The sequence below is a fragment of the Hyalangium sp. genome (assembly GCF_035629615.1).
Taxonomy (GTDB): domain Bacteria; phylum Myxococcota; class Myxococcia; order Myxococcales; family Myxococcaceae; genus Hyalangium.
In genome coordinates, this window is the sequence record NZ_DASPHO010000153.1 from 1 (window position 1) to 14,788 (window position 14,788).

A 14,788-nucleotide genomic window follows, 5' to 3' on the forward strand; every position below is an offset into this window, starting at 1 on the left:
CTCGCCCTCCGGCATGGCACAGCCGAGGATCACGTCCTCCACCTCCTCCGGCTTCAACCCCGGCACTCGCGCCACGGCCTCTTTGATGACGAGCGCCGCCAGCGTGTCCGGCCGTGTGTCCTTGAACTCTCCCTTGTGCGCGCGGGTGAACGGGGTCCGCACCGCGCTGGCAATCACGACTCGACCGGCCATCTTTCGTCTCCTCGCCTGGACAGCGTCCAGGCAGTCAAGGTCTTCATCTGAAATCGCTCTGGAACGTTGGATAAAGCCCGCGCGCTAGTTCCGCAGCGGCTTTCCCTTCTCCAGCATGAACATGAGCCGCTCCTGGGTCTTCTCCTCACCCGTCAGGCTGAGGAACGCCTCCAGCTCCAGCTCCAGCAGCTGCTCCTCGGTCAGCAGTGCCGTCGGGCTGGTGTCCCCACCCGTCAGCACCCGCGCCAGCTTCTGGCCGATCTTCCGATCATGCGCGGAGATCTGGTTGTTGAGCTGCATGTCGTACAGCATCATGTCGATGGTGGCCGCGCCGCTCGGACCCGCGAGGCGAAACCGGGTGGGACGCGGCGGCCGGAAGCCTGACTTCGCCATGCCCAGCGCCCGCTGCTTCGCATCCGCGAGCAGGAAGTCCCGGTTGGCGCTGATGCCATCGCTGGCGTTCAGGAAGCCCAGCTCCCGAGCCTCCTCCGCACTGGTGGCCACCTTCGCCGTGCCGATCGCCAGGAACACCTTCTTGAGGAAGGGCAGCGGGTCGAAGTCCTTGTCCGAGGCGTAGTTGCCGTACACGTTGCGCATCAGCTGCATCGTGCCGCCACCACCGGGGATGAGGCCCACGCCCACCTCCACCAGGCCCATGTAGAGCTCCGCCGAGGCCTGGATGGCGTTGCCGCCCATCGCCGCCTCCGCGCCGCCGCCCAGCGTGAGGTTGAAGGGCGCCGTCACCACCGGCACCGGGCTGTAGCGCATGCGCTGGTTGGCCGCCTGGAACGAGGCCGCCATCTTCCGGATGGAGTCGAAGTCGTCGCTCTTGGCCGCCATCAGCAGCGCCATGATGTTGGCGCCCGCCGAGAAGTTCGCCCCATCGTTGCCGATCACCAGGCCCAGGTGGTTCTTCTCCGTCTCGTCCAGGGCCTTGTTCATCATCGCGATGATCTGATCGTCGATGGAGTTCATCTTCGAGTGGAACTCCAGCAGCGTGGCACCATCGCCCATGTCCCACAGCGAGGCGCTCTCGTTGCCGGCGATCTTCTTGTTGCCGCGCTTGAGGTACTCCACGCGCTGGGTGCGCGCGTTCTCCTGCACCGGCTTCACCGACTTGCTCGGAATGTCCCAGTAGGTGTCGCGGCCGTCCTGCACGCCGTAGAAGGACTCGCGGCCCGCCGCCAGCATCTGCTCCACCCACGGGGCCAGCTCGATGCCCAGCTCCTTCATCCGCGCTACGCCCGCGCGCACGCCGTACGCGTCCCACGTCTCGAAGGGGCCCAGCTCCCAGCCGAAGCCCCACCGCACGCCACGGTCGATGTTGACGATGTCGTCCGCGATCTCCGGAATCCGGCGGCTGGAGTACGCCAGCACGTCCAGCGTGACGCGCTCGGCGAACTTCGCGGCCTTGTCCTGGCCCTTCATCACCAGGGCCACACGCTCGCGCACGTCCTCCACGTCCTTGGCCGCGCCCAGCGACTCGAAGCGCACCTTGTTCTGCGGCCGGTAGTCGAGCGTCTTCAGATCCAGCGCGAGGATCTCCTTCTCCCCATCCCCGCCGCCGCCCTTGGACTTCTTGTAGAAGCCCGAGCCGCTCTTGTCGCCCAGCATCCCCTTCTCCACCATCTTCTGGAGGAAGTCGGGGATGGCGAAGGTGTCGCGCCGCTCGTCATGGGTGAGCGTGTCGTAGCAGTTCTTCGCCACGTGGACGAAGGTGTCCAGGCCGACGATGTCCGCGGTGCGGAACACGGCGGACTTGGGCCGCCCCATGGCCGGGCCAAAGATCTTGTCCACCTCCTCCACCGTCATCTCCGCCTCGCGCATGGAGGAGATCGTCCGCATCATCCCGTACACGCCAATGCGGTTGGCGATGAAGTTCGTGGTGTCCTTGCCGTAGACGATGCCCTTGCCGAGCACCTCCTCGCCAAAGCGGTGGATGAGGTGCACCACCTCCGGATCCGTCTCCTTGCCGGCCACCAGCTCCAGCAGCTTCATGTAGCGCACCGGGTTGAAGAAGTGCGTCACCAGGAAGTTCTTGCGGAAGTCGGCCCCGCGGCCCTGCAGCATGCCGGCGATGGAGAGGCCCGAGGTGTTGGAGCTGATGATCGCGCCCTTGCGCGCGTGCTGCTCCACCTTGGCGAACAGGGCCTGCTTGACGGCCATGTCCTCCTTCACCACCTCGATGACCCAGTCGCACTCGGCGATGCGGGCCATGTCGTCATCGAAGTTGCCCACCTCGATGGCGGTGAACACCTGCTCGGAGACGATGGGGCTGGGGCGCTGCTTGCGCATGTTGGCCAGCGCGCCCAGCACGAACTTGTTGCGGAAGGCCTTGGAGGAGGTGTCCTCGCCCGGCGCCGCCTTGGGCGGGACGATGTCCAGCAGCAGCGCGCGCACGCCCGAATTGGCCAGGTGCGCGGCAATGCCGCTGCCCATCACGCCAGCGCCCAGGACTGCCACTTTGCGGATCCGCGTCGTCATCGAGAGAAGCTCCCTTTTTGGGGAAGAGGGGACTGCACAAATGTCGGCGTTTGACCCGAAAGTCAATCGAGTCATCTCGCCAGGGGGTGGCCCTTGCGACTACAACCCCCGGGCCATGCCCCGCCTCGACCCGCACTCGTACAACGAAAGCACTCAGCCCGAGACCGAAACCCTGGACTGGAGGGCCCGTGTGGACTTCCGGACCCGAAGGCTGCACGCGGAGGTGACCCTCACCCTCAAGGAGGCGTCCGCAGGTCCGTTGGATCTGGATACCCGGGAACTCGACATCCGTGCAGTGGTGGACGCCCAGGGCAAGCCCCTGCCCTTCCAGCTGGCCCCCGCGGAGCCCATCCTGGGCAGCCGGCTGCGCATCGAGCTGCCCGCGGGCCTGCGCCAGCTCACGGTGCGCTATCGCACCTCTCCTGAGGCGAGCGCGCTGCAGTGGCTCACGCCCTCGCAGACGGCGGGCGGCCAGCACCCGTTCCTCTTCAGCCAGTGCCAAGCCATCCATGCCCGCTCGGTGATCCCCCTGCAGGACACGCCGCGGATCCGCGTCCGCTACAAGGCGGCGCTCACCCTTCCCAAGGCGCTCAAGGCGGTGATGGCCGCGGGCTTCGTGCGCCGCGAGGAGCCCGGGGTGGAGGCGGTGGAGCACTACGAGATGCCCCAGCCCATCCCTCCGTACCTGCTGGCCTTCGCGGTGGGGAGCCTGACGTCCAAGGAGCTGGGGCCTCGCTCGCGCGTGTGGGCCGAGCCGGAGCTGCTCGAGGACGCCGCCGCCGAGTTCGAGGATGTGGACGCCATGCTGCGGGTGGCCGAGTCCCTCTTCGGCCCGTATGACTGGGAGCGCTTCGATCTGCTCACCATGCCCCCCTCGTTCCCCTACGGCGGCATGGAGAACCCGCGGCTGACGTTCCTCACGCCCACGCTGCTGGCCGGGGACAAGAGCCTGGTGAACGTGGTGGCGCACGAGCTGGCGCACTCGTGGACGGGCAACCTGGTCACCAACGCCTCCGCCGAGCACTTCTGGCTCAACGAGGGCTTCACGGTGTTCGCCGAGCGCCGCATCCTCGAGGCGCTGGAGGGCAAGGAGGTGACGGCGCTCCACGCCGCGCTGGGCCGCCGCTCGCTGGAGACGGCGATCGAGCACTTCCGCGCCCACCCGCAGCACACGGTGCTGCGCACCCACCTCACGGGGATCGACCCGGACGAAGTCTTCTCGCAAGTGCCTTACGAGAAGGGCTACCTCCTGCTCTGTGCCCTGGAGGAAGCGGTGGGGCGTCAGGCCTTCGATGCGTACCTGAAGCGCTACATCGACACGTTCCGCTTCCGCGCGCTCACCACGGAGGACTGGGTGGCCTTCACCGAGCGCGAGCTGCCTGGGGCCTTGGTCCAGGTGAACGCCGAGGCGTACCTTCACCAACCGGGGCTCCCCCCCGCTGCGCCCTCGCTCCGCTCGAGCAGGCTGGAGGGGCTCCAGCGCCTCAAGGGCACAGTGCCCTCTGCCGAGGCGGTGAGGGACTGGACGCCCGCCGAGTGGCAGCTCTTCCTCGAGTGGCTGCCGACGGACACCCCGCGCGAAACGATCCGGGCGCTGGACGAGCGCTTCCACTTCACGAAGAGCACCAACTCGGAGGTGCTGGTGTCGTGGCTGGTGGCGGCGCTGAGAGCCCGCTACGCCCCCGCGCTCGAGCGCGCCGAGTCCTTCCTGGGCGAGGTGGGCCGAATGAAGTACCTCAAGCCGCTCTACAGCACTCTGCACTCCACCAGCGAGTACCGGGGCAAGGCGCGAGAGATCTTCCAGAAGTACGCCGAGCGCTACCACCCCATCGCCCGTCAGGGCATCGAGGGCATCCTCAGCAGGGCGTGAGCTGATATGGCATCGCGATCATCGTTATACCCGGGCACGTCGCACCTCGGATGCGGCTGATACGTCAGTCATCCGTGCCCGGCTCTAGCTCAAGCTGGAGATTGCCACGACCCGCCCTGATCTCTTCAACGGCCTGAATCCAGTCTGTCCAGGCTGTCGGATCAGCCGTCTGGCCATCTGGGAGTAGGGACATGGACCCCAGCAGCCCGCCCAGCTCATCCGCGCCAGCGAGTTCGTACAGCCTCTCCAAGTAGCGGTGCATCGCGGCATACGCCTCGCGGACAGTGATCTGATCAGTCGGCCTCATGTCAACCTCCCGCTGGTTTAGGGGTGTGAAGCCCGACCGCGAGGAGCCGAAGCAGTTCAGGCAAATCGGTCGGAGCGGTCGCAGACGCGGTAGTCACCAGGATCGAGCCTGGCCTGGGTCCCGCCCCTGAGGACAACACCATCTGTTCAACCAACCTCAGGACATCCTCAGCCTCTTCGTCCTCGTGCCAGGTGGTAGTCGGCAGGGACTCCACATTTGTCCCGTCACCCACGAGTAGCTCATCAAGTTCGTCATGCACGTGCTCAGCCTCAGGGCCGAGAACTGCTACCACCACGCACCTGCTCCCTGTCAGCTTCTGAGCCACGCTGCTGAGTACTCCAGTGTCTCTCAGAGCATCAGCTGGAATGATGAGGGCCTCAGCTTCGATCGAAGCAGCGGCGCGCACCACGGCATCGAGCGGCTGAACGTCGATCCCGACTCCGCTGGCAAGCGTGATGGTCATTCCTGCCCGCCTCCCTGCCGGATCTTCTCGATATTTCTCTTGAACGTCTCGATCTCACGTTCGAGGTGCCGGATGCGACCCTCGATGCTCTTCTGTTGGATCTCCGCCGAGAGGTTCTCCGTACCGGGTCTGGGGGTCGGGTCCTTCCGGAAGTCTTTCAGCTTCTCCTCATGCTTTCGAATCTGCCTCTCAAGCGATTGGATCGCACGCTCCTGCTGTGGCGTCAGTTTCTCGCCCCCTTCTGCGGTACCAGATACCTGCCCCTGACCGCCTTCATCTGGAGCCTTTGGGGACTCCATGAGGACGTAGATAGCACCAGCTCCTGTCCCCACCGCCGCCGCCGTGGCGCCCACGGGCAGCGCCACCTGCTCTATCGCCAGCCCCCCCTCCGCCGTGAGGGACAGCACCGGCAGCTTGGCACCCGCCGTGCCGATGCGCGTGACTGCACCGGCTGCGCTGCCGTAGAGCATCACCAGGTGCGTGGACAGCCGGGCGGCCTCCCGAATCTGCTCCTGCAACGGCAGGGCGGAGTAGCGGGCGAAGTAGTCAGGCGAGGACGCAATGAGGGCAGCCACCGCGGACGGCAGCTGGTTGAGGCCCTGGAGACTTCGAATGGGGTCGTCGACGAACCGGGCCAGAGCCTGCGCCATCTCACCCAGTGCGTCACCGCCGCCATCGAGAGCTGCGTTGAACCAGTCACGCTCTAGACCCAGTTCCCCCACCATGGCCCCAGGCTGGCTCAGAGAGTCGTTCACGGTATAGAAGACGCCGCCCTTGTCCCTGTAGAAAGCCCCCACCTCAAAGGCGCCCGCCATGAGCCTGCCTTCGCGCAGTTCCACACGGCCCATCCCCATCCTTTGGAGGGATCTTCCATTGAGGGCGCTGACCAAGTAGCCGTCAGGACGCATCACCACCAGGAAGTGGAAGGGACGCAGGCGCTCCAACAGTTGGGCATAAGGCACGTCCTCATCGCGGGTGAGCACCTGGCGCAGCACGAAGACGAGGGAGCGGTGCGGGCCGAAACTCTGGAGAGTCGTCCGCGTGCGCGCCAGCACCTCCCATAGCGCTTGCGCGTCATCAGTCTCTAGTTCCTCTCCCTCCTTGTGCCAGGAGTCCTCCTCCAGCCCCGCCGACTGCTGCAGGATCTGGAAGTCATCCCCCTGCTTCCAGAAGCCAAACCCACCGCCATCCTGCGAATGATCGGCGGGGATTCCTCCGTGCTCAACGGTGGTGTGCTGGCCAGCCACACCGCTGGTCGCACAGCCGGTCATCCACCCCAGCGCCATCAGCGCGAGTAGTGCGGGCAGGGACCGCATCGCTTCGTGATGAGGAAGCGTCCCTGATCGAGCTTGTCGTGCCCGAAAGCCGACCTTCGTCATCTTCCGCCTCTCGCTCTGGAGTCTCCCACGAGCAAAGTTCCTGTGTCGAGCAGCCCGAGGCACAACGTCGCCCTCTGGCAGAGGGGGCGTGGAGTTGCACCTGGCGCTGCCGAGATCGGGCCGTCGGCTCAGGCCGCCTTCGCCGGAGCGTCGTGGAAGGCAACGGCGAGGAAGCGCTCCACGGCCCAGGTGGTGATCTGTCCTGCAGGGCCAGCGGGGTTGGCGTCGCAGCCATGGGTTGCCCAGGGGAACTCGAGCTCCACGTGGGGGACGTTGGCCTCCTTCAGGCGCCTGGCGAGACGCCGGCTCTGCTCGACGAAGACCAGCTCGTCTCGGGTCCCATGGAGCAGCAGCGTTGGAGGCGAGCCGGGGTTCACGAAGTCGATGGGTGAAGCGGCGTCAAAGCGCTCCTGCACCTGGGCGGGTGTTCCTCCCAGGTACTCGCTCAGGGTCTTGGGGCTGTCCAGGACCCAAGGGTTGGTGGGGTTGTTCCAGCCCCAGTTGAGATCCGAGGGCGCATACAGCGAGACGACTGCACGGATCGCCGGATCGCGCGTCGTATACGCCGCCAGGAGGGCCAGTTGGCCCCCTGCAGAGCGCCCAAGCAACGCGATCCGGGAGGCATCGAGCTCCAGACGGGAGGCGTTCTCTTTCAGCCACCCCAGGGCGGCGAGCACGTCTTCGTGCTGGGCCGGGAAGACGTGGTGAGGCGCGAGCCGGTAGTTGATCGCGGCGACGGCCATACCGCGGGCGGCGAGGTACCCGTTCAGCCAACCCAGCTGGGTACTGTCTCCGCTGTTCCAGGAGCCTCCGTGGATCACCACCACGAGGGGCTGCGACCGAGGAGCCTCAGCGCTTCGGTACAGATCCAAGTGCAGGGCGCGGCCTTCGATCTCCCGGTAGAGGTGCCGGGTGGGTACCACCGCAGGGGTGGACACCGAGAAGAGCTGGCTCAGGACGAGGGGCGCAGGCCGAGCCGGAGCCCCGGGAAGCGCGGGAAGCCGGACTGGACCGAAGGCCGCCGCAAACCGCTCCTCCAATCCCTTTGTGTACCTGAGGGCGCGGCCCAGCGAGGAGAGCAGGAGGAGCGCGGCAAGCGCGGTCAGACCCAACCCGACCCAGCCGCTGGCGCTTGCCCCACCGGGCAGCAGCAACAAGAAGAGCGGAAAGAAGACCAGCAGGTGGCCCCACTCGGTCGCGGCCACGGCGGGCTTCCAGAGGAAGCCCAAGGGCGCCTTGAAGAGGCCCAGCAGCCCGAGCCCGAAGACCAGACCGGCCAGCAGCAGTCGCACGCTGTCGAGGTGTTCCACGAGTGAAACGTTAGCTCAGATATTGATTCGAGAGCTGATCGTCCTGACGTCCAGGCCCAGCGCGGAGAACTCGGAGGCGCGGGCACGGAGCAGTTCCACCAGCCGTGGATGCACGTCGTCCTCCTCGTTGGCCAGGATGAAGCCGTAGTGGGTCTTCGACAGCATCCAGGAGATCCAGAGCATCTCGGTGGCCTCGTTCGCCGACGGGGCAACGTCCGGGTCGTCCTCGGCTACCAGCACTCCGCCCTTCCCCCAGCGGAGCCCCAGGCAGGAGTACAGCACCTCGCCAGCGTCCTCCCACTGGAGGTTGTTGGCCCAGGCATGCCGGAAGGTCGCGAAGAAGATGACGTAGCGGCAGAGCTCCTTGAGCGCCTCCCGTTCTCCGGGCTGGGGGGCGTCGGTGTGAGTCACCGCGCTGACAGCCTTCGGCGGCGGCTCGGCAGCCTTCTCGTCCAGGTCCATGCGCTCGGAGCGCTCGAACCACGGAGCGTCCTTCCCCGGCACCCGTGCCCGCAGATAGCGGCACACGAAGGCGGGCACCGAGTGGGCCACGAGCTCGTCCGAGAAGCGGCGCACCTCACGCCACTGCGCCTCCACCTCGCCGCCGTGCTCGGCAAAGAAGGCGTCGACGTGCTCGCCGAGCATCCGCCAGAACAGCTGCGCCGCGCGTGCGTAGCGGTGCCCCTCGCACACGGGCGCCGCAGGCGTGAAGCCCCGCCAGTCGTAGCTGCCCATCAGGTGTTGCAGCCGCGTCTCGACCCCCCTCGGGGTCAACGCGCCAGCACGGGTGATGTAACCGTTCGGCCCGATCAGGAACCCGTTGGCGGACTGGTTGATCAGCACCACCTCCCGCAGGTGGGGCATGAGCAACCAGCGCAAGGGGTTGCGCCGCAGGTTCCGGTGCGCCGCGATGGCGTACTGCTCCACGTTGAAGTGGCACTGCCCGAGGTGGTTGCCCAGCTCGGTGTCCAGCGTCGCGCTCACCCGTGCCATGCGCTTGGCGGCCTCCCAGGCGGCGCCATCCGCCGGCGTGAAGGAGCGGCGTGTCACCGGCGAGCCGGGCGCAGTCACCCCCGGCTCCCGCAGCCCCAGGACGATGCGCACGGGCAGCACCTTGCCGTCCACCAGCCGCAGCCTCACGTCGACGTCGGGCAGGCAGTGGATGCCGTCCTGCTCGTAGGCGTTCCAGGGATGATAGAGCCGGAACGCCGTCGGGTCGCCGGGCACCTCGGGATCGCGGTCCATGACGGTCGCGAACATGCCGTTGAGCAGGCGGTCGCCAAAGAAAGCATCGCTGCGGGAGGAGCCCGGCGCCTGCCGCTCCATGCGGACCGTCATCGACTCCGGGTAGTCGGCCTGCAGATCGGCCACGCTGGGGGCTCGACCGAGGCTGACCTGGAGCAGGTGCCGGCGCTTGACGAGCTCGATGGGGGCGACCGCCTTCAGCATCGCCATGGCTCGCCCGGGGGCATAGGACGTCGGCGGAGTCCCCTCCTCGGTGACGAGCAGCCGGGCCAGGGGTGTCGCCGGATCGTATTCCCAGTAGGGCAGTCGGAGGGTGCCGAAGTCGTAGTGGAGCCCGCCGTGATCTTCGGGGCCCCGCTCCGCACCGATGCGCCGCCAGGACTCCACCACGCGCCCGTCCTTCCGGAAGGTGTGCTGCGGCTCGAAGAAGCGAAGCTCCAGGTCCGGCAGGTCCCCCGCCCCCGCGTCGGCGGGATCATACCGGACCGCGAAGTGCCCCTCGGCGTCCGTGAAACCCTCGCCCAGGAAGTCATCTGGAGAGGCAGGATCCCGGTCCCACAGCTCCACCTTGAGGTGGTGCAGCGGGATGGGCCCCTGGGGGCCGTCCTGTTCGAAGACCAGGCGTCCGGTGGCGACGGCCGGCAGCGTGGCGGGATCCCGGTGCGCCCGGGGGGCCCGGACACGCGGGGCCAGCTCGCGGCTGACGGCTACGCGCTCGTCAGCTCCCAGGCTCGAGTACCACCTGGCCAGCTCGTCGGGCTCGAGGAGGTCCGGCTCGACGTCTTGGTTCTTGAACCCCAGGGTCGACAGCAGGCGTCTCAGTGCGGCGAGCATCACCCAAGTCCTCGAGTCAGTGGGCGGCCCGATCCCACTCAGGTGCGCGCGGTAGGACTGCACTCAGCGAGAGCCTCGGCCTCTGCGGGGCTCAGCTCCACCTTGGCCTCCGCGCCGAACCACACGAAGGGGATGCCCGGCTGACGGTAGTGCGTGAGCGGAATGTCCCTTGCCAGTTGCGCGTGCAGCTCCGGCAGCTGCGACCAGTGCAGGCCATGACGGGCGTGGTGCGCGGTGTGGTAGCCGAGATTGCCCGTCATCAGGTTATAGCCCCTGTGCAGGATGTTGTACGAGGCCTGGGTGTGCTCCGTCACCTCGAGCCCCACATGGTGAAAATAGGTGGCCCAGACGCTCAGGTAGAGGGACAGGCACATGGGCAGAAGGAAGACGAAGAGCGCGTTGTACCAGTCGTGCCAGAACAGCAGGCCGAGCAGCGTCAGCTGCAGCGCGCCCATCCCCAGGAAGAGGCGCAGGACTCGCGGGTGCTGCAGCCCCACGAGGAACGCTCGCGGATAGGCCAGGAGTGTCGTGAGGACAGAGTACTCCCACTCCCCCATGTCCGTGCCATCACGGCGCTTCCAGCGCGCCTCGTCCTTCTCCTGGTCCAGGTAGTTGCGGTGATGGCCGAGCACGTGATGCAGGAACCACGCGTGCGAGATCACCCCCGTCTGGAAGCCGAACACCACTTCCAGGAGGCGGTTGGGGAGGGCCTGGCGGAACATCGGCACATGCTGGTGGTGGTGATTCCAAGCGCTGATCCACCCCTTGGGGATCGCCCCCAAGAGGAGCCACAGGACAGGGAGCCATGCACTGCGTGCCGTGAAGTACACCGTCAGGTCGAGCGCGAACACGCACACAAACAGCAGGACGGGGATGCGATCCTTGGGATGCCGGAACAAGGTCATGCAGCTTTCACAGAGGAGTTGGAGCGAGAGACGAGCCTCCCAGTGACACCCTTCGGGAGGACCACCCCGAAGAAGAACCCCTCTTCGAAGGGGGCCGTCGAATCCACATGGACCTTCGCGCGAGCGGCGATCGTCGCCAGCGCCGTCTGCAGGTAAATGATCGCGAAGGCGCCCGCCACGCACGCGCGCGGGCCTCGGCCAAATGGGAAGAAGTGACCGCTTCCGAGAGGGTCTCGAGCCACGCCGCCGTCCAGCCATCGAGCGGGATCGAAGGTGTCCGGGTGGGGCCAGTAGGCCGGATCGCGGTGCAGGTGCTGGTTCGAGATCAGGATCGTCGTCCCCGCGGGCAGCGTGACGCCAGCAAGCTGCGTATCGGCGGAGGGCGTGCGGGTGACGATGCGGACCGCCGGAAGGATCCTCAACGCCTCATACGCGACAGCCTCGGTCCAGCGCGCGTCTCGCAACCGCTCGAGGGTCAGTGCGCCGCTGGCCAGCGTGGCGGCCTCGGCCGCGAGACGCTCCTCGGCGCTGGCGTGCTTCTGGAGCTGGTGGAAGGCGCCGACCAGGATGGTGCTCGACGAGAAGACGCCACCATAGAAGAACCCCCCGAGGAGGTGGGCCAGCACCTGGTCCTGGAGGGTGGGCATCTCGCGCAGCGTCCGTGCCAGCAGGTGGACCGCGCTCGGGTTCGGGGCCCGGCGCTCCGCGCTGACCCGCTCGGCGAAGTGCCCATAGAAGCGGGCTCGAGCGGCCTCGAAGCCCTTGGGCAGGGAGACGAACTTCAGGGGGAGCTTCGCCTGGATTCGAGCGTCAGCGCCCTTGGCGAGCAGCATGAAGTCGTCGAACATCGAGGTGGGCAGCTTCTCGCCCACCGTGACGACCGCGAAGGCGTCGAAGGTCAGCCGGCGCAGCGCGGGGGTGAGATCGATCGACGTCTCCCGGATGAGCGCATCCACGGACTCCGCGACCGCCGCCTGCAGCGGGCCCACCTGGGCGGCTATCCAGTCTTCGGACCATGGCTGAGCGAGGGGATCGACCCGGCGCTTCCCGGCCCAGTCCTCGCCCTGCTTCGCGATGAAGGGCGTGTCGTCCGTCACCGTCGGCCGGACCTGCTCGATGACGGCGCCCTTCTCGAACTCGAGCCGGCGGGATTCGAGCACCTCCTCGATGAGCGCGGGATCGTTGAGCACCAGGGCCGGGCTGGGGCCCATCCAGATCAGGGTGATGCCCCCGTACTCGCGTCCATACCGCGCGCAGACGTCCCAGGGGGCGTGACCGAGGAAGTCCCCGATGGTGCCGAGCACACCAGGCTGCGGCCCGGGCAGCTTCCCCAGGGCTCTGCGCCGGGCTCCGAAAAACAGATTGAACAGGCTGCGAGAGAGCAGGTTCGGCAAAGGAGATCTCCTTGGAGGCTGCTCAGACGGTGATCCCGCAGGGGATCTTGTCGGGCTGCAGGACGGTGTAAGGCACCTCGGACTGCGCGTTGCGGGCCTTCACCGCGGCGAGCTGGGTCCGCAGCCGGCCATGGAACCGCTCGAGGATGGCGGCCAGCTGGGAATCCTGGAAGTAGTCCTCACGCCACCCACCTTCGTGGAGCAGGTACTCCTCGTCATCCCCGAAGCTGGAGAGCGCTCGTCCAATGGCAATCTGCCAGAGTGTCTGGGACCGGGTCGGGATCATCGCGGTGATGTCGTCCGGGCCGATCTCCCCCTTCTTCGTCGGCGGCGGTTGGCGCACGCACAGCGGCGCGTTCGGCACGAAGCCGTAGTGCTCATACTGGAGATAGTTCACCGCGGCGTGCTGGACGCTGACAGTGAAGACGACGGTGGCGAGGATGTTGACGAGGTCCGCGACGCGCACCAGCTCCGCGCAGGGAAGCTTGTCGGGAGGCAGTCCCCGCTCAGTGAGATCGGCCCACCAGGCCTGCATCTCGGTGTCACTCACGAGGTCCGCGTCGGACTTGTAGAAGTGGCCGAGTACGCCGCCGACGTACTCCTCGATCGCATCCCACAGCGGCAGCGCGTCGTCCCGATAGGGGTAGTACGGGAGGACCGCGGGATCGAGGACGCCACGGCGCTCGAGGTCTCGCCGAGGATCGTTGTCCGTCAGCTTCCAGCGCTGGAAACCCTTCTTGCCCAGCTCCAGGTGCCCCTTGTCGGGTCCCCCGGTGGCGATGAAGTCGTCGAACACACCCCCCTCGGCGAGCAGGCCCTTGCGCGCCCCTTCGTTGATCGCCAGGGTGTACCGGAAGTGGCGGCGCAGCAGCTTGTAGACAGGGTGCGGATCCGAGAGGTTGCGCATCGTCGCCATGACGAAGGGCTCCGCCACGAAGTGTGTCCGCAGCGCGTGCCCCACCATCTGGTGGGTGTTCCCTTCGCTGCAGCGGACAAACATCTTCGCGGCGAGCCAGTCGTACTCGCTGTCATTCGGGGTGAACACCGGATCCCGCTCCGGATCTCGGCCGAGCTGGATGGCGATGGGCCGGAGCTGACGGGTGTCGTCGAGGTACAGGAGGCACCGGCACGCCGGCGCCCAGCGCCGCTCTTCGGCACCGTCCTTGTCGACCTTCCGGAACATCGGAATGCCGTCCAGGATCTCGAAGTCGAGCAGGAAGACACGCCTGGCCGCGAGGGCTTGCGCCAGCGAGCTGCCAGGCGAGAGGAGGCCGTGGAGCTCTCTGTCCGAGAGCAGGAGCCCCTGTGGCAGGGCGGTGATGAGCTGGATGTGGATGGGGTTGATCCCCTGGACGGCCTGCCGCGCGAACTCGTAGTCGTCCTTCCACCGCTGGGCGAGCTGGGGAAGCTCGATGCGCTTGAAGAAGTCGAAGATGTCCACCAGCCCATTCCACGCGCTGGCCAGCACGGGCAGGTTCAGCTTGATCGCCGCCAGCGTCTTGGCGATGACGGCCTCGTAGCTGCCCTCGGTCAGGTTCCGGTAGAGCTCGTCTTTCGGGAGCGGCTGCTCCTTGCTGATGTCGAGCGCGCCAGGCAGTTGGGCGGTCGCCTCGGCAGGGCGCCACGCATACAGCTGCTGGCGGAGCTTGAGCTGCGCGAGGCGGGCCGCCGCCTCGCGCTCGCTGCGGGCCTGCTGCGGCAGCCGCGCTGTGCCTTCGAGGACCTCGGCCGTCGAGTCACTCAGGATCCACCGGAAGTAGGGGAAGAACCAGAGCCGCCCGCTGCTGGTGACCTGGATGGAGTCGAGGAGCCAGTCGCCTGCGATGCCGCTGGCGTTGGTCATCCGAAGCAGCAGCAGCTCACCGAGGTCGTGGCTCTTGACGTTGTAGACATCCTCCGCCCCGGCCTCGAAGTCGTTGTGGAAACGCTTGTCCAGCTTGTACTGCTCGCTCTCGCCCTTCGTGCCGACCAGGACGACAGAGATCTCGGAGTTCGTCCCCGCCCCGAGCCGCGCGCTGGTGCGAATCGTGAGCTTGTACTCGACAATCATTCATTCCCCTTCGGTGACGGGCCGAGAGGGTACGTCGGCGGAAATGCTCACTGCAAGACATCCACCGGAATCGCGGCGTTGCGACTTGACATCAGACGAAGGTCGTCCACTCCGGCGCGAGCCTCCGCATGGAGGCCTTGCCTACCACCACGTCCACCATCTTCCGTACCCGCGTCCAGACGCTCTCCTGCACGTAGGGCACACCGTACTTCTCGCACAGCGCTCGCACCTTCGGCTGCACCTCGCGGTACTTGAGCATCGGCAGGTCCGGCCAGAGGTGGTGCTCGATCTGGTAGTTCAGCCACAGGTGCGCGAAGTCGTTCAGGTCCCCGCCCGTGCGGTAGTTGGCGCTCCC

At 66.9% G+C, this 14,788-nt stretch carries 11 protein-coding genes and 1 pseudogene; 1 reads left to right on the forward strand and 11 read right to left on the reverse strand.

The window, feature by feature from the left end:
* Positions 1-192, reverse strand: a pseudogene (locus VD972_RS07860) (acetyl-CoA C-acyltransferase); the annotation flags it as partial.
* Between the two features lie 84 nt (positions 193-276).
* Positions 277-2,676, reverse strand: a complete 2,400-nt coding sequence (locus VD972_RS07865) for a 3-hydroxyacyl-CoA dehydrogenase/enoyl-CoA hydratase family protein (protein WP_324983149.1) — start codon at positions 2,674-2,676, stop codon at positions 277-279.
* Positions 2,677-2,791: 115 nt separating this feature from the next.
* On the opposite strand from VD972_RS07865, the gene VD972_RS07870 reads away from it, so the two are divergent.
* Complete coding sequence (locus VD972_RS07870) at positions 2,792-4,546, forward strand: M1 family metallopeptidase (RefSeq protein ID WP_324983177.1); 1,755 nt, start codon at positions 2,792-2,794, stop codon at positions 4,544-4,546.
* 64 nt (positions 4,547-4,610) lie between these two features.
* On the opposite strand, the gene VD972_RS07875 is transcribed toward VD972_RS07870, so the two are convergent.
* The 9 genes from VD972_RS07875 to VD972_RS07915 form a co-directional block, all read right to left on the reverse strand.
* Positions 4,611-4,853 carry a hypothetical protein gene (locus VD972_RS07875; RefSeq protein ID WP_324983152.1) on the reverse strand — a complete coding sequence of 81 codons (243 nt, stop codon included), beginning with the start codon at positions 4,851-4,853 and terminating at the stop codon, positions 4,611-4,613.
* 1 nt (position 4,854) lies between these two features.
* Positions 4,855-5,316 carry a hypothetical protein gene (locus VD972_RS07880; RefSeq protein WP_324983155.1) on the reverse strand — a complete coding sequence of 154 codons (462 nt, stop codon included), beginning with the start codon at positions 5,314-5,316 and terminating at the stop codon, positions 4,855-4,857.
* Entirely contained in the window at positions 5,313-6,632 is a 1,320-nt protein-coding gene (locus tag VD972_RS07885) for a hypothetical protein (protein WP_324983158.1), read from the reverse strand. The genes VD972_RS07880 and VD972_RS07885 overlap by 4 nt, the downstream gene beginning before the upstream one ends.
* A gap of 191 nt (positions 6,633-6,823) precedes the next feature.
* The gene (locus VD972_RS07890) at positions 6,824-8,005 is read right to left on the reverse strand and encodes an alpha/beta hydrolase (RefSeq protein ID WP_324983160.1); all 1,182 of its coding nucleotides are present in this window, start codon (positions 8,003-8,005) and stop codon (positions 6,824-6,826) included.
* 15 nt (positions 8,006-8,020) lie between these two features.
* Positions 8,021-10,084, reverse strand: a complete 2,064-nt coding sequence (locus tag VD972_RS07895; RefSeq protein WP_324983163.1) for a lipoxygenase family protein — start codon at positions 10,082-10,084, stop codon at positions 8,021-8,023.
* Between the two features lie 38 nt (positions 10,085-10,122).
* The gene (locus tag VD972_RS07900) at positions 10,123-10,989 is read right to left on the reverse strand and encodes a fatty acid desaturase (protein ID WP_324983165.1); all 867 of its coding nucleotides are present in this window, start codon (positions 10,987-10,989) and stop codon (positions 10,123-10,125) included.
* Entirely contained in the window at positions 10,986-12,383 is a 1,398-nt protein-coding gene (locus tag VD972_RS07905) for a cytochrome P450 (RefSeq protein WP_324983169.1), read from the reverse strand. The genes VD972_RS07900 and VD972_RS07905 overlap by 4 nt, the downstream gene beginning before the upstream one ends.
* A gap of 22 nt (positions 12,384-12,405) precedes the next feature.
* Positions 12,406-14,433: a lipoxygenase family protein gene (locus tag VD972_RS07910; RefSeq protein WP_324983172.1), complete on the reverse strand. Its 2,028-nt coding sequence runs from the start codon at positions 14,431-14,433 to the stop codon at positions 12,406-12,408.
* 91 nt (positions 14,434-14,524) lie between these two features.
* Positions 14,525-14,788 (reverse strand): fatty acid desaturase family protein (locus VD972_RS07915; protein WP_324983174.1); only part of this gene is annotated, 264 nt, incomplete at its 5' end.